Consider the following 16,324-nt stretch of genomic DNA (forward strand, 5'->3'; position numbering starts at 1 on the left):
AGGCTCCCAGTAGACGACTGGGTTGATAGGCCGGATGTGGAAGCCCAGTAATGGGTGGAGCTGACCGGTACTAATAGGCCGAGGGCTTGTCCTCAGTTGCTCGCGTCCACTGTGTTAGTTCTGAAGTAACGAACACGCCCCCCTATTGGTCAGGGGCGCGGCGGTTCAACTTCATAGTGTTTCGGTGGTCATAGCGTTAGGGAAACGCCCGGTTACATTCCGAACCCGGAAGCTAAGCCTTTCAGCGCCGATGGTACTGCAGGGGGGACCCTGTGGGAGAGTAGGACGCCGCCGAACAATTTTTAGCCTCAACCCCTGGACCTGGTCCGGGGGTTGAGGCATTTTTGCGATCGATTGCTTTTGGCCAAGAGTTGACCGGGTCATGACATTTCTAGATCATTGTGTCACCCTTCGTGGCGCACTCCGAACCCGGGCGGCTCCGCCAGGTGGCTCGGGTTCCCCCCACCCACAACGCAGTGGCAAGGAGGAGCGACATGAAGTACACCCCCACACTGAGTGGATTGGCCGCGCTGGTGATCGCGGCCGGCATCGGTGCGTCCACATCGGCGTACGCCGACACCACCGCCGACCTCAAGGTCGACGGCGTCATCGTCGTCGCGGGCAACACCTGCAGCTGGACCAATGCGAGCAGCAGCGCCAACCCGCCGAGCGCGCTCACCGTCGACCGGGCCACGATCAACAAGCCGGGCGGCAACCTGGCCTGCGGCGGGGGCATCACCGCCTCGCTCAACAACAACCCGGCCTTCACCTTCGACGATGCCGCCGGAACGGCGACGACCGACGCCATCGACATCACCGGGAAGCAGTCGTTCGTCTCCTGCCGCTACAAGGCGACGAACATCGTCTGGAATCGTGACGCGGATACCAGGAAATATCTCAACCGGCCGTTCACGGCGAGCAAGGTCTCGGGCTCGTTCCTCTGCCCGGGCTCCTTCAGTGCGGCGGCCGGGGAGGCGTCTGTCGTGTTCCGTTGATCCGGTGAACGAACGGTGGCCGGTCGCTGTGCGCTACAGGCGGCCGGCCGCCTTGAGGGCCAGATACGCGTCCGCCAGGGCCGGCGCGAGGTTCTCCGGGGTGGCGTCGACGACCGTGACGCCGTGGCGGCGGAGCTGGTCCGCGGTGCGGTGGCGCTGGGTCTGAGCCTGGGTGGCTGCTGCCGCCTCGTACACGGCGTCGATCGTGCCGCGGCCGGCGGCCATGTGGTCGGTGTACGGGTCGGCGACGGAGGCCACGAGGACGGTGTGGCGCTGGGTGAGCTGCGGGAGGACCGGGAGGAGGCCCTCCTCGATCGGGGCGGCGTCGAGGCTGGTCAGCAGGACGAGGAGCGAGCGGCGCGGGGCCCGGGCCAGGGCCGTCGCCGCGAGCCCGCGGGCGTCCGTCTCCACGAGTTCGGGCTCGACGGTGGCCAGTGCGTTCACCACGGCCGGCAGGACGTCGCCTGCGGAACGGCCCTGTACCTGGGTGCGGAGACGGCGGTCGTAGGCCAGGAGGTCGACGCGGTCGCCGGCGCGTGAGGCGAGGGCCGTGAGGAGAAGGGCCGCGTCCATCGAGGCGTCGAGACGGGGTACGTCTCCGACGCGGCCGGCCGACGTGCGACCGGTGTCGAGGACGATCAGGATGTGACGGTCGCGCTCGGGGCGCCAGGTGCGGACAGCGACGGTGGTCTGGCGTGCGGTGGCCCGCCAGTCGATGGAGCGTGTGTCGTCGCCCGGGACGTACTCGCGGAGGCTGTCGAACTCCGTTCCCTCGCCGCGGGTGAGGACGCTGGTGCGGCCGTCGAGCTCGCGGAGGCGGGCCAGCCGCGACGGCAGGTGCTTGCGGCTGGTGAACGGCGGCAGGACGCGGACCGTCCACGGCACGGTGTGGTTGCCCTGGCGGGCGGCCAGGCCGAGCGGGCCGTACGAGCGGACGGTGACGCGTGCGGCGTGGCGGTCGCCTCGGCGGGTGGGGCGGAGCGCTGTGGTGAGGGCCCGGCGTTCGCCCGCTGGGACGGTCAACTTCCTTCGGGAGGCGGCCTGTTCGGTGCCGGGAAGCCAGCTGCTGGGGGGCCAGGCGTCGCGGAGGTGGGCGCGGAGGCGCCGACGGGACGGGTTGGTGACGGTGAGTTGTACGTCGGCGCCGTCACCCAGTCGAACTGTTGTGTCACCACTTCGGGTGAACTGAAGCTTTCGCACTGGCGCGGCCATCGCGTAGTCGCACAGAATTGCGAGTGAGAGCGGCGCGTTCACTGCGAGCATCCCCGTCCAACTGGGGGCGAGGATGCCTACGGGGAGCGATCCCAGGGCGGCGAGCAGCGCGGTTCGTCCGGTGAGGGCCATGGGGCGCCGTTCTCAGCGGGGTACGGGGACGTGGGCGAGGATCGAGTTGATGACGGAGTCGGCGGTGACGCCCTCCATCTCGGCCTCGGGGCGCAGTTGGACGCGGTGGCGGAGAGTGGGGAGCGCGAGGGCCTTCACGTCGTCCGGGGTGACGTAGTCCCGGCCGGTGAGCCAGGCCCAGGCGCGGGCGGTCGAGAGCAGGGCGGTGGCGCCTCGGGGAGAGACGCCGAGGGTGAGTGAGGGGGATTCACGGGTGGCACGACAGATATCGACGACGTAGCCGGCGATCTCGGGGGAGACCGAGGTCTTGGCGACGGCATCGCGGGCGGCCTCGAGTTCGGCGGGGCCGGCGACCGGGCGGACTCCGGCGGCTTTGAGATCGCGGGGGTCGAAGCCGTTCGCGTGCCGGGTCAGGACGTTGATCTCGTCCGCGCGGGAGGGCAGCGGGACCGTCAGCTTGAGCAGGAAGCGGTCGAGTTGAGCCTCGGGGAGTGGATAGGTGCCCTCGTATTCGACGGGGTTCTGGGTGGCGGCGACGAGGAACGGGTCGGGCAGGGGACGGGGGGTTCCGTCGACGGTGACCTGACGTTCCTCCATCGCTTCCAGGAGGGAGGACTGGGTCTTGGGGGGTGTGCGGTTGATCTCGTCGGCGAGCAGCAGGTTGGTGAAGACCGGGCCCGGCTGGAAGGAGAACTCCGCGGTGCGGGCGTCGTAGACGAGTGAGCCGGTGACGTCGCTCGGCATCAGATCGGGGGTGAACTGGACTCGCTTGGTGTCGAGTTCGAGCGTGGCCGCGAGCGCGCGGACCAGCAGCGTCTTGGCGACGCCGGGGACGCCTTCGAGGAGGACGTGGCCCCGGCAGAGGAGGGCGACGACGAGTCCGGTGACGGCGGGGTCCTGGCCGACCACCGCCTTCGCGATCTCGGTGCGCAGGGCCTCCAGGGAGGCGCGGGCGCTGTCCGAGTTCGTGGCGGTCTCGGGGGTCGGGGCGCTCATGAGGTGCGTACCTCTCTTTCGAGGGCGTCGAGTTGGTCAGCCAGGCGGATGAGAGCGGCGTCGTCGGTGGGAGCCGGGCCGAAGAGAAGGTCCCTGGCGTCCGCGGTGGTTCCGGAGAGCCGGGCCGAGAGCGCGGGGAGCAGGGTCTCGGGCGCGTGGGCGTCCTGGGAAGCGACGCCGAGGAGAGGGGCGATCCGGGTGCGGGTCGCGGTGCGCAGGACGGTGGCGGCGCGGTCGCGCGCGTTGCCCTTGCGGTAGAGGCGGGCGCGGCCCTCGGTGGCTTCGGAGGCGCGGACGGCCACAGGGAGGGGTTCGGTGACCAGCGGGCCAAGACGTCGGCCTCGCCAGACGGCGGCGAGGACGGCGGCAAGGGCGAGTTGGAGTGTGCCCCAGAGCCAGCCCGAGGGGACGAGCGAGAGGAAGCCGTCGGTGGTGCTCTCGGGGGTCTCGCCCTCGGTGGCGGATGCATCGGAGAGAGAGGGGAGGTACCAGACGAGATGAGGGCGGGAGCCGAGGAGGTGCAGGGCGAGCGAGGCGTTGCCCTGCTGGTCGAGACGCTCGTTGAAGAGGATGTCGGGGGAGCCGAGGAGGACGGTGTCACCGCCGCCCGGGGTCGGGAGGACGACCAGGGTGGGCAGGCCGCCTCCGGGGTAGCAGGCGGTCGCGTCGCTGACGTCCGTGGTGTATCGCTCGCCGCCGAGGTCGACGGGGCCGGCGCTGACGGCGGCGGGGAGGGCGCAGGCGGGTTCTCGGCTCGTCACCGACGTGCTGGGGGCGGCGGTGACGCCGGGGGCCAGGGTGTCGAGCGAGGGGTGGCCGGCGCCGACGAGGACGGTGCGGCCGTCGGAGGCGCTCATTGCCTGGCGCAGCGTGGACTGCTGATGGCCGGTCAGCAGGTCCGGGGTCGTGACCAGGAGGGTGCTGTCGCCTCCGGTGGCGGCGGTCACCTCGTCGAGGGTCGTGACCACCTGGAGGGTGACGCCCTGTGCCTTGAGGATCTCGGCGACTGCGCGGCTGCCGTTGGGGTCGGCGGAGCGGGGATCGAGGTGGCCGTGGTGGTCGGTGGAGCGCACGGCCGCGAGGAGGACGCCGCCGATGACGACCAGTCCGAGAATGAGGAGGACGACGCGGGCCCGCCCCCATATCTGGCGGGGGCGGAGCGAGGTCGAGGTGGCGCTCGTCGGCGGCCGGCTCATTCGGGGGCTCCCGCGGCAGCGGCGTCGAGGGTCGGCCTGGTCCGCTCCAGGGCGCTGTCGAGTGCCTCGACGCGGCGGTACGCGGACTCGTCGGCGGTGCGGCCGCCGTATGTGACGTCGTCGAAGGAGCGGGCCGCGGCGCGGAGTTCGTCGGCGTGCGCGGGCAGACTGCGTGCCGCTTCGGCGGCTGCCTCGTCCGCCGTGCGTCCGGGGCGGGGGTCGAGGAGGGTGCGCTCCTCGAGGGAGCGGACGATCGCCCGCATCCGCTCCTGGAGGGCCTGGTTCCAGTGGCCGGCGGCGGCGTGCCGGGCGGCGGCCGTCCGGTGTTCGTCGGCGGTGCGGGGGCCGTCGTCGAAGAGGGAGTCGCCGCCGGTGGAGGAGCCGGGCTGCGGGGTACCGAGCCGCCACCAGAGCGCACCGACCAGGGCGAGCGCGACCACGACGATGGCGAGAAGCCCGAGCAGGCCGCCCGGGGTTGCCCCGGAGGCGGCGTCGAAGAGCCCGCCGACCCACTTCAGGAAGCGGTCGACGCCCCGTTCGAGCAGGCTCGGGTCGTTTTCGTGGTACATCGGCTTGGACAGTTCCCGCTCCGCCGCCTCCCGGGCGGGGACGCGGGGTACGTCCACCGGTACGTCGTCGGCGCCGCGTAGCGGCAGCCGCGCCGTGGTCGTGCCCCCCGTGTGGATCACCCCGTCAGCCTCCGGTGGCGGGGTCGCCGGGGGCGGGTCCGTAGCCGGGGACACCGGCGGCGCGGGCGAGTTCGAGGTCCAGGGCCTCGCGACGGATGCGCTGGTCGATGTAGAGGAGGACGGTCACCCCGGCCGAGATCGGGTAGGCGATCGCGTTGGTGATGACGCCTCCGATGCCGGTGACGATCAGGAACGTCCAGCCGAATTCGGGGGTGGAACCCGAGACCAGGCCGCTGAATCCCTGGCCGTCGGCGGCGATCCCGATGATCGCGAACGGGATCGCGATGATCATCGCCATGATGAAGAGCAGCAGCTGTGTGAGCAGCGTGATGCCGAAGATGCGCCACCAGGAGCCCTGGACGAGCTTCGCCGAGCGCTTCAGGGAGGCCACGATGCCCTGTCGCTCCAGCATCAGGGCCGGGGAGGCAAGGCTGAAGCGGACCATCAGCCAGACGACCGCCACCAGGCCGCCGAGCGCGCCGAGGGCGACGAGCGCGCCGCCGGCCTCGTCACCGAGCAGGGTGCCGGGCAGCAGCGCGACGAGCATGACGGCCGCGCCGATCAGGGGCAGCAGCAGGGTGAGCCCGAGCAGCTGGAGCAGCCGGGGGCGGGCTTCCCGCCACGCGGCACCGATGGAGACCGGCCGCCCGAGGACGGCGCGGCTGATGACCACCGTGAGCAAGGCGGCGCTCACGAGGGTGGCCATCAGAAGGATGAGGATTGCCGGAACGGAGGCGATGAGGCTCGTCTGCAGCGTGTCGCCGAGCTGGGCCATGGCCTCGCTCGGGCTCGCGTCCGGGTTGATCTCGGGCGGCGTCGGAACGAGGTAGCGCTGGGCGAGGATGTCGGCGACCTGGGAGACCACCGCGACGGTGACCGTGATCGTCAGGACCGTGCGCCAGTAGGTGCGCATCGTCGACACCGCGCCGTCGAGGATCTCGCCCAGGCCCAGGGGGCGCAGGGGGATCACTCCGGGCTTGGCGGCCGGCGGCTTGCCCCAGTTCCCGTGCGGCGGGTGGCCGCCCCAGTTCTGGGCCGGTCCGGGGGCGGGCGGTCCGCCCTGTCCCGGGACGGGGGCGGTCGGCGGGGACCACTGGCCGGCGGGCGGCTGGTCCTTGGACCACTGGGGGGCGGAGCCGTTCGCGTCACCGGGCGTGGTGGGCCGGGGGACCCCGGAACCGTCCTGGCCGTCGGAGGGAGCAGATCCGGGCGAGGTCCAGCCCGGAGTGTCGTTCACGGTCGTCCACCTCGAGGAATGGTCGCGGGGCCGGCTCGGACAGCCGGCGCGGTCTCAGTGGCCGATCCCCGTGCGGGGTGGCGGGCCGTGAGTCATCGTGCCACGAGGGGCCCGCCGGTGGGCCGGGGCCGCTACCACCTTCTGACCTTTGGTTCTCGGCGGGGCGGGGCGCAGAAGGGGCGGATGACCGCTCAGTACCGCAAACCGTGCGCGGAACCCGCGCTTCACCGGTGGTGAGGGGGCGGGGCCGGGTTCGGTCATGGGCCAGGGACGGGTGCTCGGGGTACGGTTCAGGACGGCCGACGGGGGCTACGGGTCCATGTCCGACATCAGCGCCCACGCACAGGGGCGACGTGCGGTGGACGATCACCGACGTTGCCGCTGGTCGGTGAGGTATCTCACCAGCCGCCTTGAGACTGATACGGAAATGGGATGATGTCGATATGAAGGGACGCGTTCTCGTCGTCGACGACGACACCGCACTGGCCGAGATGCTCGGCATCGTGCTGCGGGGTGAAGGGTTCGAGCCGTCGTTCGTCGCGGACGGTGACAAGGCGCTCGCGGCATTCCGCGAGGCCAAGCCGGACCTGGTGCTGCTGGACCTGATGCTGCCCGGCAGGGACGGCATCGAGGTGTGCCGGCTGATCAGGGCCGAGTCCGGCGTGCCCATTGTCATGCTGACCGCCAAGAGCGACACCGTCGACGTGGTGGTGGGTCTCGAGTCCGGGGCCGACGACTACATCGTCAAGCCGTTCAAGCCGAAGGAGCTCGTCGCCCGTATCCGGGCGCGGCTGCGGAGGTCGGAGGAGCCCGCGCCCGAGCAGCTCGCCATCGGCGACCTGGTCATCGACGTGGCCGGTCACTCGGTGAAGCGGGACGGGCAGTCCATCGCCCTCACGCCGCTCGAGTTCGACCTGCTGGTCGCCCTGGCCCGTAAGCCGTGGCAGGTGTTCACCCGTGAGGTCCTGCTCGAGCAGGTCTGGGGCTACCGGCACGCTGCCGACACCCGGCTGGTGAACGTGCACGTCCAGCGGCTGCGCTCGAAGGTCGAGAAGGACCCGGAGCGGCCGGAGATCGTGGTGACCGTCCGCGGCGTCGGGTACAAGGCGGGGCCGAGCTGACATGAGCGTTGGCAGTACTGCTCCGAAGCCCGGGGACCCGGGAGTCCGGTCGGGGCGGGCTGCCGGACCGGGACGGGGGGGCTCGCGATTCGGCCGTCTGCTTCACAGCCGTACGCCGGGTGGGTCGGCCCTCCGGCTCCTCGCCCGATGGATGCGGCGTCCGCTGCTCCCCGCCGTACGGCTGTGGCGGCGGAACATCCAGCTCCGCGTCGTCGCGGGCACCCTGCTGATGTCGCTCGGCGTCGTGCTGCTGCTCGGCCTGGTCGTCATCGGCCAGGTGCGTAACGGCCTCCTCGACGCCAAGGAGAGGGCCGCCCAGAGCCAGGCCGCCGGCGGGTTCTCCGCCGCCCAGGACAGGGCGGCGACCACGCCGTCCGGTCCGGGCGGGCAGGACGGCGGGCGCGCGGGTTCCTCGCTGACCTGGCGTTCCACGCTGGTCGAGCAGCTCGCCAGTGGTGGCCAGAGCGCGTTCAACGTGGTCGCGCTCTCCATGGAGGACTCCGACGGGCCCGCGAGCCGTGGCGCTCGCGCCTCCGGCGAGGTCAATCCGGACACCAGCATCCCCGGCGACCTGCGGCACTCCGTCGCGCAGGGCGCGGGCACGTTCCAGAAGTACACGCGGATCCACTACACGAACGGCAAGGAAGCCGAGTCCGCGCTGGTGATCGGCAAGCGGCTCAACGACGCCGAGGGCACCCAGTACGAGCTGTACTACCTCTTCCCGCTGGCGCAGGAGGAGGACTCCCTGACCCTGGTCAAGGGCACCCTGGCGACCGCCGGGCTCTTCGTGGTCGTCCTGCTCGGGGCCATCGCCTGGCTCGTCGTCCGCCAGGTCGTCACCCCCGTGCGGATGGCCGCCGGGGTGGCCGAGCGGCTCTCCGCGGGCCGCCTCCAGGAGCGGATGAAGGTCACCGGCGAGGACGACATCGCCCGGCTCGGTGAGGCCTTCAACAAGATGGCGCAGAACCTCCAGCTCAAGATCCAGCAGCTGGAGGAGCTGTCGCGGATGCAGCGGCGGTTCGTCTCGGACGTGTCGCACGAGCTGCGTACGCCGCTGACGACGGTCCGGATGGCGGCCGACGTCATCCATGAGGCCCGCGTCGACTTCGATCCCGTCACGGCGCGCTCCGCCGAGCTTCTCGGCGACCAGCTGGACCGTTTCGAGTCGCTGCTCGCCGATCTTCTGGAGATCAGCCGCTTCGACGCGGGGGCGGCGGCCCTGGAGGCCGAGCCGATAGACCTGCGCCAGGTGGTACGGCGGGTGATCGGCGGTGCCGAGCCGCTCGCCGAGCGCAAGGGCGGCCGGATCGTCGTCGTCGGCGACGAGCAGCCGGTCGTGGCCGAGGCCGACGCCCGGCGGGTCGAGCGGGTGCTGCGCAATCTGGTGGTCAACGCGGTCGAGCACGGCGAGGGCCGGGACGTGATCGTCAAGCTGGCCGCGGCCGGCGGGGCCGTCGCGGTGGCCGTGCGGGACTACGGGGTGGGACTCAAGCCGGGCGAGGCGACCCGGGTGTTCAACCGGTTCTGGCGGGCTGACCCGGCACGCGCGCGTACCACCGGCGGGACGGGCCTCGGCCTGTCGATCGCGGTGGAGGACGCGCGGCTGCACGGCGGCTGGCTCCAGGCCTGGGGCGAGCCCGGTGGCGGCTCGCAGTTCCGGCTCACCCTGCCGCGCACCGCGGACGAGCCGCTGCGCGGATCCCCGATCCCCCTGGAGCCGGAGGACTCGCGGCGCAACCGTGAGCAGGCTCAGGTCCGGACCCCCGCCCAGGGGCGGACCGAAGGGCGCGCGGGGGACGGCGACCGGCGTCAGGTGGCGCTGCCGGTGCAGCCCGCGGGGGACCGCCCCGCCCTGTCCGTACCGCCGCGGATGCCGCCGGCGCCGCGGGCCACGGCGGATCCGACGGCGCTGCCGGGCAGTGGCGCCCGGGTCGTCGCGCGGGCGACGACCGAGGCGGACAGCAGTAGCGAGGCGAGGGCGTCGACGCACGCCGAGGGGGAGGACGGGACACGTGGGTGCTGACTTCCGAGGAGAGCGGAAGGCGGCCGTCGACAGCGGGGCGGCCGCTGCCGCGCGCTCGTCCGCCCGCCCGGTGCGGACGAGCCTGCTGCTGGCGTGCGGAGGGCTGCTGGTGGCCGGCTGCGCGACGATGCCCGACAGCGGGGACGTCCAGCAGGTGAAGGCGTCCAATCCGGGCGACTCGCAGGTCCGGGTCTACGCCGTGCAGCCGCGGGAGAACGCGCGGCCCGACGAGATCGTCGACGGCTTCCTGGAGGCGATGACCAGCGACGATCCGGGTTTCGCCACGGCCAGGAAGTATCTGACGAACCAGGCGGCGCGGGCCTGGAAGCCGGAGCAGAGCATCACCGTGCTGACGACCGCGCCGGACCGTGAGCAGGCGGACCGGCTCGCCGACGCGGAGAACGAGGGCCGGTCCTATCCGATCCGCGGCCGGCAGATCGCGACCGTGGACGCCCGGCACGCCTACCAGCCGAGGAACCCGGCCGAGTACAAGGACTTCATCCACGTCGTGCAGCAGCCCGCCGCGGACGGCAAGGGCAGGGAGTGGCGCATCGACCACCTGCCGTCCGGGCTCGTGCTCAGCGAGGCCGACTTCCAGCGCAACTACCGCTCCGTCAACACGTACTACTTCGCCTCGGGGGAGGACTGGGTCGTCGCCGACCCGGTGTACATCCGGCAGCGGCAGGACCCGGTGACCCGGATGGATCCGGTGACCCAGACCGTGAAGGCGCTCCTGGAGGGGCCGACGAACTGGTTGAAGCCGGCCGTCGATTCACGGTTCCCGTCCGGTACGGAGCTGAAGGAGGGCGTCACCACGCTCGCGACGGACGACCAGTCCACCCTGAAGGTGCCGCTCAACGCCAAGGCCGACCGGGTGGGCGGGGAGGTGTGCCGGCGGATGGCGGCACAGCTGCTCTTCACGCTCGGTGATCTGACGTCCGTACGGGTCGAGCAGGTGGAGCTGCAGCGGGGTTCCGACGGCGGGCGGCTGTGCGTGCTCTCCAAGGCGCAGGCCGAGGAGTTCGCGCCCGTGCGCGACTCGGGCCTGGCGGAGAACCCGTTCTTCGTCGACGAACACGGCTCGCTGAAGACGTTGCCGGTCGGCGGCAAGGAGGACGCGCAGGCGGACGTGACGCCGGGGCCGTTCGGCAAGGGCGCGACGCCGCTGCGGTCGGTCGCGGTCGACCGGGACGAGAGCCGTGCGGCCGGGGTCGGCAAGGACGGGCGTGAGCTGCGCGTGGCATCGATCCTCACCGACCACGAGCTGCGCCCGGCGCTGGTGACCAGTACCGCGGCCAGGCCTGAGGACCGGCTGTCCGCGCCGAGCTGGGACGGGCGCGGCGACCTGTGGGTCGCGGACCGCAACCCGGTGAAGCCGCGGCTGTGGATGGTGCCGGACGGCGAGGGCACGCCCGTGGAGGTACGGGCTCCCTGGCTGACGGACGGCGCGCGCGTCCAGTCGCTGCGGGTCTCGGCCGACGGTGTGCGGATGGCCCTGGTCCTGAAGGAGAAGGACGGCAGCACCGCGCTGAAGATCGGGCGCGTGGAGCGCGAGGCCGACGGGGCGGGGGCGACCGTGTCGGTCGCGGACCTGCAGCCGGTGGCGCCGCGCATGGAGGCCGTGACGGCCGTGTCCTGGGCCGGTCCGAGCAGGCTCGTGGTGGTCGGCAAGGAGGCCGGCGGGGTCCAGCAGGTCCGGTACGTCCAGACGGACGGGGCGACCTCGGCGACCTCGGTGCTGCCGGGGGTCAACGGGGTGAGGGCGGTGGCCGCGCCGAACGACGACAAGGCCCCGGTGGTGGCCGACTCCGGCAACGACGGCATCGTGCGGCTCGTGCCGGGCGCGAACTGGCAGCGACTGGTCAAGGTCGCGGGTTCCGCGCCGGTCTACCCGGGGTAGCCGACCACCCGGGTGATCCCGGGGAAGCCGCTGCGTGCCGTCCGGGCCGCCCGTTGTCCACAGGAGGCCGGGGCCGCTGTCCACAGGGGTGGCCGGGCCGGTCGGTCAGGAGGACAGTGGAGCCATGCGGGGGTGGTGGCGCGAGATCGCCGGACTGGTGCTGCCGGTCGCCTGCGGAGGCTGCGGCAGGCCGCGTACGGAGTTGTGCCCGTCCTGCCGGGCGGAGCTGACCGGACGGGGGCCGCGCCGGGTCCGTCCGCTCCCCGAGCCGGCCGGGCTGCCGAGGGTGCATGCCGCCGCTCCGTACGCCGGCGCCGTGCGTTCCGTGCTGCTCGCGCACAAGGAACGCGGCGCGCTCTCCCTGGCCGGGCCACTCGGGTCCGCGCTCGCGGGCGCCGTGGAAGCCGCTGTCGGGCACTGTGACGGCCCGGGGGCGCTCCCCCTTCTCCTTGTACCGGTGCCCTCGTCCCGTCGCTCGGTGCGGGCACGTGGCCACGATCCGACCCGCCGCATCGCGCTGGCCGCCGCAGGCCGGTTGCGCCGTCGGGGGCGGGCCGCCCGGGTGATTCCCGTGCTGCGTCAGCGCCGCGGAGTCGCGGACCAGTCGGGGCTCTCCGCCCACGCGCGGCGCGCCAACCTGGCCGGGGCGCTGGAGATCGTGGCGGGGGGTGTGCGGCTCGTCGAGCGCGGGCAGGTGGTGCTGGTGGACGATCTGATGACGACGGGCGCCTCTCTGGCGGAGGCGGCGCGGGCACTCGGCGCCGCACACCCGCCGTTCATCTCGAGCTCGGGCGGCGGCGGAACGGAGAGCCGATTCGTACGGCCCGCGGCCGCGGTGGTCGCCTGTTCGACGTCGTCGTTCGATATAAACCGGAACCGACTGGTGAGTTGCATCGTTGCAGGTGATGAGAGGTGAAAACACCCGTACGGAGGTATGTGGCTGCAGCGGGTGCCGACACCCGACCGAACGAGCTATGTTCGGTTGTGAGGAACGGCGAATGCTACGCCTCACCGAATGCACGGGTGCGCCTACAGGACAGGAGTTCAGGGCGAATTAACCTCAGATTGGTGGGGTGGGGATCTCCCCGGCTGGGGAGGAGGAGGTGAACGTCGCCAAGTCCGAGACTCCGGCATTCACCGGAGTCTGGTGCAAAGGGAGAAGCTCAGCGGCCTAGGAGCCGATCTGAGCGATCCGGGAACGGAGTTCTGCGTGGACATCGTCGTCAAGGGCCGCAAGACCGAGGTGCCCGAGCGGTTCCGCAAGCACGTGGCCGAGAAGCTGAAGCTGGAGAAGATCCAGAAGCTCGACGGCAAGGTGATCAGCCTCGACGTCGAGGTGTCCAAGGAGCACAACCCGCGGCAGGCCGACCGGTCCGACCGTGTGGAGATCACCGTCCATTCCCGAGGCCCGGTCATCCGGGCGGAAGCGGCGGCAGGCGACCCGTACGCAGCACTCGACCTCGCCCACGGCAAGCTCGAGGCGCGACTGCGCAAGCAGCACGACAAGCGGTACACGCGCCGCGGCAACGGCAGGCTGTCCGCGGCCGAGGTGGCCGACGTGGTGCCGGGCGTGGCCCAGCTCAACGGGAACGGCCAGCTGGTCGCCGACGAGACCGGTGAAGTGCCCACCACGATGATGGGCTCGATCGAAGTGCAGGGCGAAGGCCCCCTGGTGGTCCGGGAGAAGACGCACAGGGCCGCCCCGATGACCCTCGACCAGGCGCTCTACGAGATGGAGCTCGTCGGTCACGACTTCTATCTGTTCGTCGACTCCGACACGAAGCAGCCGAGTGTCGTCTACCGGCGGCACGCGTACGACTACGGCGTCATCCATCTGGAGAGCGACCCGCTCGCCGAGGGTGGCGGCGCCGGTGGTGCCCTCGGCGGCTGACCCACAGCCGCAGGACCACACCCATATCTGTCCGTCACGGTGCCCCTGGAGCGCCCCATGCGCCCCCAGGGGCACCCCCGTGCTCCCACGGGATCACCGCGTCGTCGCCCGGGCATGAAATCATGGCGTGCACGCCAACCTCTGGTTCAAGAGCAGAGGTTGAAGGACCGAACACGAATTCAGGCCACGGCCTTCAGGGGGAGGAACGATGGCGGACAGCTTCGGGCCGGTGCACAGCGGGCGGGAGTCCGATGGCGCGGCCATCCCCGAGGGATCGGAATCGGACAGCGGGGAGTCCCGCAAAGAGCCGATCCGGGTCCTCGTGGTGGACGACCATGCCCTCTTCCGTCGGGGCCTGGAGATCGTCCTCGCCCAGGAGGAGGACATCCAGGTCGTCGGAGAGGCGGGCGACGGTGCCGAAGCCGTCGACAAGGCAGCGGATTTGTTGCCCGACATCGTCCTGATGGATGTCCGGATGCCGAAGCGGGGTGGCATCGAGGCGTGCACCTCCATCAAGGAGGTGGCTCCCAGTGCGAAGATCATCATGCTGACGATCAGCGACGAGGAAGCCGATCTCTACGACGCGATCAAAGCGGGGGCGACCGGATATCTCCTGAAGGAGATTTCCACCGACGAGGTCGCGACCGCGATTCGCGCGGTGGCCGACGGGCAGTCGCAGATCAGCCCCTCGATGGCGTCCAAGCTCCTCACCGAATTCAAGTCGATGATCCAGCGCACGGACGAGCGCCGGCTCGTCCCGGCGCCGCGGCTGACCGACCGCGAGCTGGAGGTCCTCAAGCTCGTCGCGACCGGGATGAACAACCGGGACATCGCGAAGGAGCTGTTCATCTCGGAGAACACGGTCAAGAACCACGTGCGGAACATCCTGGAGAAGCTGCAGTTGCACTCCAGGATGGAGGCCGTCGTCTATGCGATGCGGGAGAAGATCCTCGAGATCAGGTGAGGGCTTCGGCCAGGGCGGGGGTCAGGTCCGGGCGGTTGGTGCGTTCGATCCGTACGGCGTCGCAGCCCACCCATTCGGCCGCCTCGCGCAGGGCCTGCGCCATCGGGCCGACCGCCTTGGGGGTGTCCAGCGACACCTGGCGGGCCACCAGCGTGCTGCCCTCGCGCGCCGGGTCGACCCGGCCCAGCAGCTTGCCGCCCGCAAGCAGCGGCATCGCGAAGTAGCCGTGCACGCGCTTCTGCTTCGGCACGTACGCCTCCAGGCGGTGCGTGAAGCCGAAGATCCGCTCCGTCCGCGCCCGCTCCCAGATCAGCGAGTCGAACGGCGACAGAAGCGTCGTACGGTGCCTGCCCCGCGGCTCGCTCGCCAGCGCCGCCGGATCCGCCCAGGCCGGCTTGGACCAGCCCGCCACCGCGACCGGGACGAGGCCTGACGCCTCCACGACCCTGTCGAACTGCTCGGTCTTCAGCCGGTGGTAGTCGGCGATGTCCGCGCGCGTGCCCACGCCCAGCGCCTCACCCGCCTGCCGCACCAGGCGCCGGAGGCACTCGGTGTCGTCCAGGTCGTCGTGGAGCACGGCGCCCGGGATCGCCCGCTCGGCCAGGTCGTAGACCCGCTTCCAGCCGCGCCGCTCGGTGCACACCACCTCGCCGTACATCAGCGCCCGCTCGACGGCGACCTTCGACTCTGACCAGTCCCACCACTCGCCCTTGTTCTTCGCGCCGCCGAGCTCCGTCGCGGTCTGCGGCCCCTCGGTCCGCAGCTGCTTGATCACCGCGTCGTACGCACCGTCCGGGAGGTGGTGGTACCACTGCGGGCGGGAGCGGTAGGCGCGGCGCCGGAAGGCGAAGAGCGGCCACTCCTCGACGGGCAGGATGCAGGCCGCGTGCGACCAGTACTCGAAGGCGTGGCCGTCGGTCCAGTACGCCTTCTCGACCGTCGTACGGCCCACGGCGCCCAGCCGGGCGTACGGAATCAGCTCGTGCGAGCGCGCCAGGACGGAGATCGTGTCGAGCTGCACCTGGCCCAGGTGGCGCAGGACGCCCCGCACTCCCGCGCGGCGGTCGGGGGCGCCCAGGAATCCCTGGGCGCGCAGGGCGATCCGGCGGGCTTCGTCCGCGGACAGTTCGGCGACGGGCGGCGGCACAGTGGTCATGATCCGCACCCTAGAGGGCGGCACCGACAGCCGGGGCTCGGACCGCACAGCTCCGGACAGTTCCGGGCGGGCCAGGGCCGGAAGAGGCCGGCGATCAGGCCTCGGGACGGGCGGCCGGCAGGTAGGGCACGGGGCCGGGGAGGCCCAGGTCCGAGGGGAGCAGGGCGCCGATCCAGCTGTCCCGGAGGGTGCCCTTGTTCGGCAGCGCGGCCCGCAGGACGCCCTCGACCCGGAACCCGGCCTTCTCGACCGTCGCCCGCGAGCCGGTGTTGCCGATCTCGGCCCGCCACTCCACGCGCGTACAGGCCAGGTCGGTGAAGGCCCAGCGGGCCAGGGCGAGGACGGCCTCCGTCATGTAGCCGCGGCCCCGGTGCTCCTTGGCCGTCCAGAAGCCGACCTCCCAGCACCCGGCGCGCGGGTGGTGCAGCGCCACGGCGGCCACGATCGGGCCGCCCTCCCGGAGCCGTACGGCGAACGAGTACTCGGTGTCGTCGCGCCAGCCGTCCGGGACGACGCGGTTCAGGAAGAACTCGGCGTCCTGGATCCCGTACGGCGACGGCACCGTCGTCCAGCGCTGGATGTCCGGGTCCTGGCAGATGGCGTGGACCTCGGCGGCGTCCTCCGGGCCGAACAGGCCGAGGGTGAGGCGTTCCGTGGTCAGTGTCGTCGGCTCCATGGTCGGAATTCTGGCGTCCGGACCGTGATGAGTCGAACACTTTTCGCATCCCGGAAGTCCAGGCTTCGGAGCGGAAACTTCCGGATGCGGGAAACCCAGACCCGCAAACGATCGCTTTTCGGGCCCGGCGGCACCT

General features: G+C 71.5%; 14 protein-coding genes and 2 rRNA genes. 9 read left to right on the forward strand and 7 right to left on the reverse strand.

What is annotated here, in order from left to right; translation table 11 throughout:
• From ACF1G2_RS05610 to ACF1G2_RS05620, 3 genes are all read left to right on the forward strand, one after another.
• A 23S ribosomal RNA gene (locus ACF1G2_RS05610) occupies positions 1–94 on the forward strand; the annotation flags it as partial.
• An 86-nt stretch (positions 95–180) separates the two neighbouring features.
• Positions 181–297 (forward strand): 5S ribosomal RNA (gene rrf, locus ACF1G2_RS05615).
• A gap of 197 nt (positions 298–494) precedes the next feature.
• A complete protein-coding gene (locus tag ACF1G2_RS05620; RefSeq protein ID WP_391797053.1) occupies positions 495–995 on the forward strand; it encodes a hypothetical protein in 501 nt (166 codons plus the stop codon).
• A gap of 33 nt (positions 996–1,028) precedes the next feature.
• On the opposite strand, the gene ACF1G2_RS05625 is transcribed toward ACF1G2_RS05620, so the two are convergent.
• From ACF1G2_RS05625 to ACF1G2_RS05645, 5 genes are read right to left on the reverse strand one after another with little or no spacing between them, the layout of a single operon-like run.
• Entirely contained in the window at positions 1,029–2,339 is a 1,311-nt protein-coding gene (locus ACF1G2_RS05625; protein ID WP_391797054.1) for a DUF58 domain-containing protein, read from the reverse strand.
• A 12-nt stretch (positions 2,340–2,351) separates the two neighbouring features.
• Positions 2,352–3,335, reverse strand: coding sequence for an AAA family ATPase (locus tag ACF1G2_RS05630; protein WP_391797055.1), 984 nt, complete (start codon positions 3,333–3,335; stop codon positions 2,352–2,354).
• Positions 3,332–4,531, reverse strand: coding sequence for a DUF4350 domain-containing protein (locus tag ACF1G2_RS05635; protein ID WP_391797056.1), 1,200 nt, complete (start codon positions 4,529–4,531; stop codon positions 3,332–3,334). The genes ACF1G2_RS05630 and ACF1G2_RS05635 overlap by 4 nt, the downstream gene beginning before the upstream one ends.
• On the reverse strand, positions 4,528–5,220 hold the full coding sequence (locus tag ACF1G2_RS05640; protein WP_391797057.1) for a DUF4129 domain-containing protein: 693 nt from the start codon (positions 5,218–5,220) through the stop codon (positions 4,528–4,530). Before ACF1G2_RS05640 ends, ACF1G2_RS05635 begins: the two co-directional genes overlap by 4 nt.
• A gap of 4 nt (positions 5,221–5,224) precedes the next feature.
• Complete coding sequence (locus ACF1G2_RS05645) at positions 5,225–6,457, reverse strand: hypothetical protein (RefSeq protein WP_391797058.1); 1,233 nt, start codon at positions 6,455–6,457, stop codon at positions 5,225–5,227.
• Positions 6,458–6,900: 443 nt separating this feature from the next.
• Between ACF1G2_RS05645 and mtrA the strand changes: the two genes are divergently transcribed.
• The 6 genes from mtrA (at position 6,901) to ACF1G2_RS05675 (ending at position 14,356) form a co-directional block, all read left to right on the forward strand.
• A complete protein-coding gene (gene mtrA / locus ACF1G2_RS05650; protein WP_009333493.1) occupies positions 6,901–7,578 on the forward strand; it encodes a two-component system response regulator MtrA in 678 nt (225 codons plus the stop codon).
• A 1-nt stretch (position 7,579) separates the two neighbouring features.
• Positions 7,580–9,601 carry an MtrAB system histidine kinase MtrB gene (mtrB, locus tag ACF1G2_RS05655; RefSeq protein ID WP_391797059.1) on the forward strand — a complete coding sequence of 674 codons (2,022 nt, stop codon included), beginning with the start codon at positions 7,580–7,582 and terminating at the stop codon, positions 9,599–9,601.
• Between the two features lie 127 nt (positions 9,602–9,728).
• A complete protein-coding gene (locus ACF1G2_RS05660; RefSeq protein ID WP_391797562.1) occupies positions 9,729–11,501 on the forward strand; it encodes an LpqB family beta-propeller domain-containing protein in 1,773 nt (590 codons plus the stop codon).
• 124 nt (positions 11,502–11,625) lie between these two features.
• Positions 11,626–12,417 carry a ComF family protein gene (locus tag ACF1G2_RS05665; RefSeq protein WP_391797060.1) on the forward strand — a complete coding sequence of 264 codons (792 nt, stop codon included), beginning with the start codon at positions 11,626–11,628 and terminating at the stop codon, positions 12,415–12,417.
• Between the two features lie 294 nt (positions 12,418–12,711).
• Entirely contained in the window at positions 12,712–13,392 is a 681-nt protein-coding gene (gene hpf, locus ACF1G2_RS05670) for a ribosome hibernation-promoting factor, HPF/YfiA family (RefSeq protein ID WP_352187385.1), read from the forward strand.
• A 208-nt stretch (positions 13,393–13,600) separates the two neighbouring features.
• Positions 13,601–14,356: a response regulator transcription factor gene (locus ACF1G2_RS05675; RefSeq protein WP_352187387.1), complete on the forward strand. Its 756-nt coding sequence runs from the start codon at positions 13,601–13,603 to the stop codon at positions 14,354–14,356.
• Here ACF1G2_RS05675 and ACF1G2_RS05680 read toward each other — a convergent pair.
• Both ACF1G2_RS05680 and ACF1G2_RS05685 read right to left on the reverse strand, forming a co-directional pair.
• Positions 14,349–15,512, reverse strand: a complete 1,164-nt coding sequence (locus ACF1G2_RS05680) for a winged helix-turn-helix domain-containing protein (RefSeq protein WP_391797061.1) — start codon at positions 15,510–15,512, stop codon at positions 14,349–14,351. The two genes, ACF1G2_RS05675 and ACF1G2_RS05680, sit on opposite strands and share 8 nt — an antisense overlap.
• A 94-nt stretch (positions 15,513–15,606) precedes the next feature.
• Entirely contained in the window at positions 15,607–16,188 is a 582-nt protein-coding gene (locus tag ACF1G2_RS05685) for a GNAT family N-acetyltransferase (RefSeq protein WP_391797062.1), read from the reverse strand.
• Positions 16,189–16,324: the final 136 nt, after the last annotated feature.

The sequence above is a fragment of the Streptomyces sp. NPDC013457 genome, assembly GCF_043089925.1.
Taxonomy (GTDB): domain Bacteria; phylum Actinomycetota; class Actinomycetes; order Streptomycetales; family Streptomycetaceae; genus Streptomyces.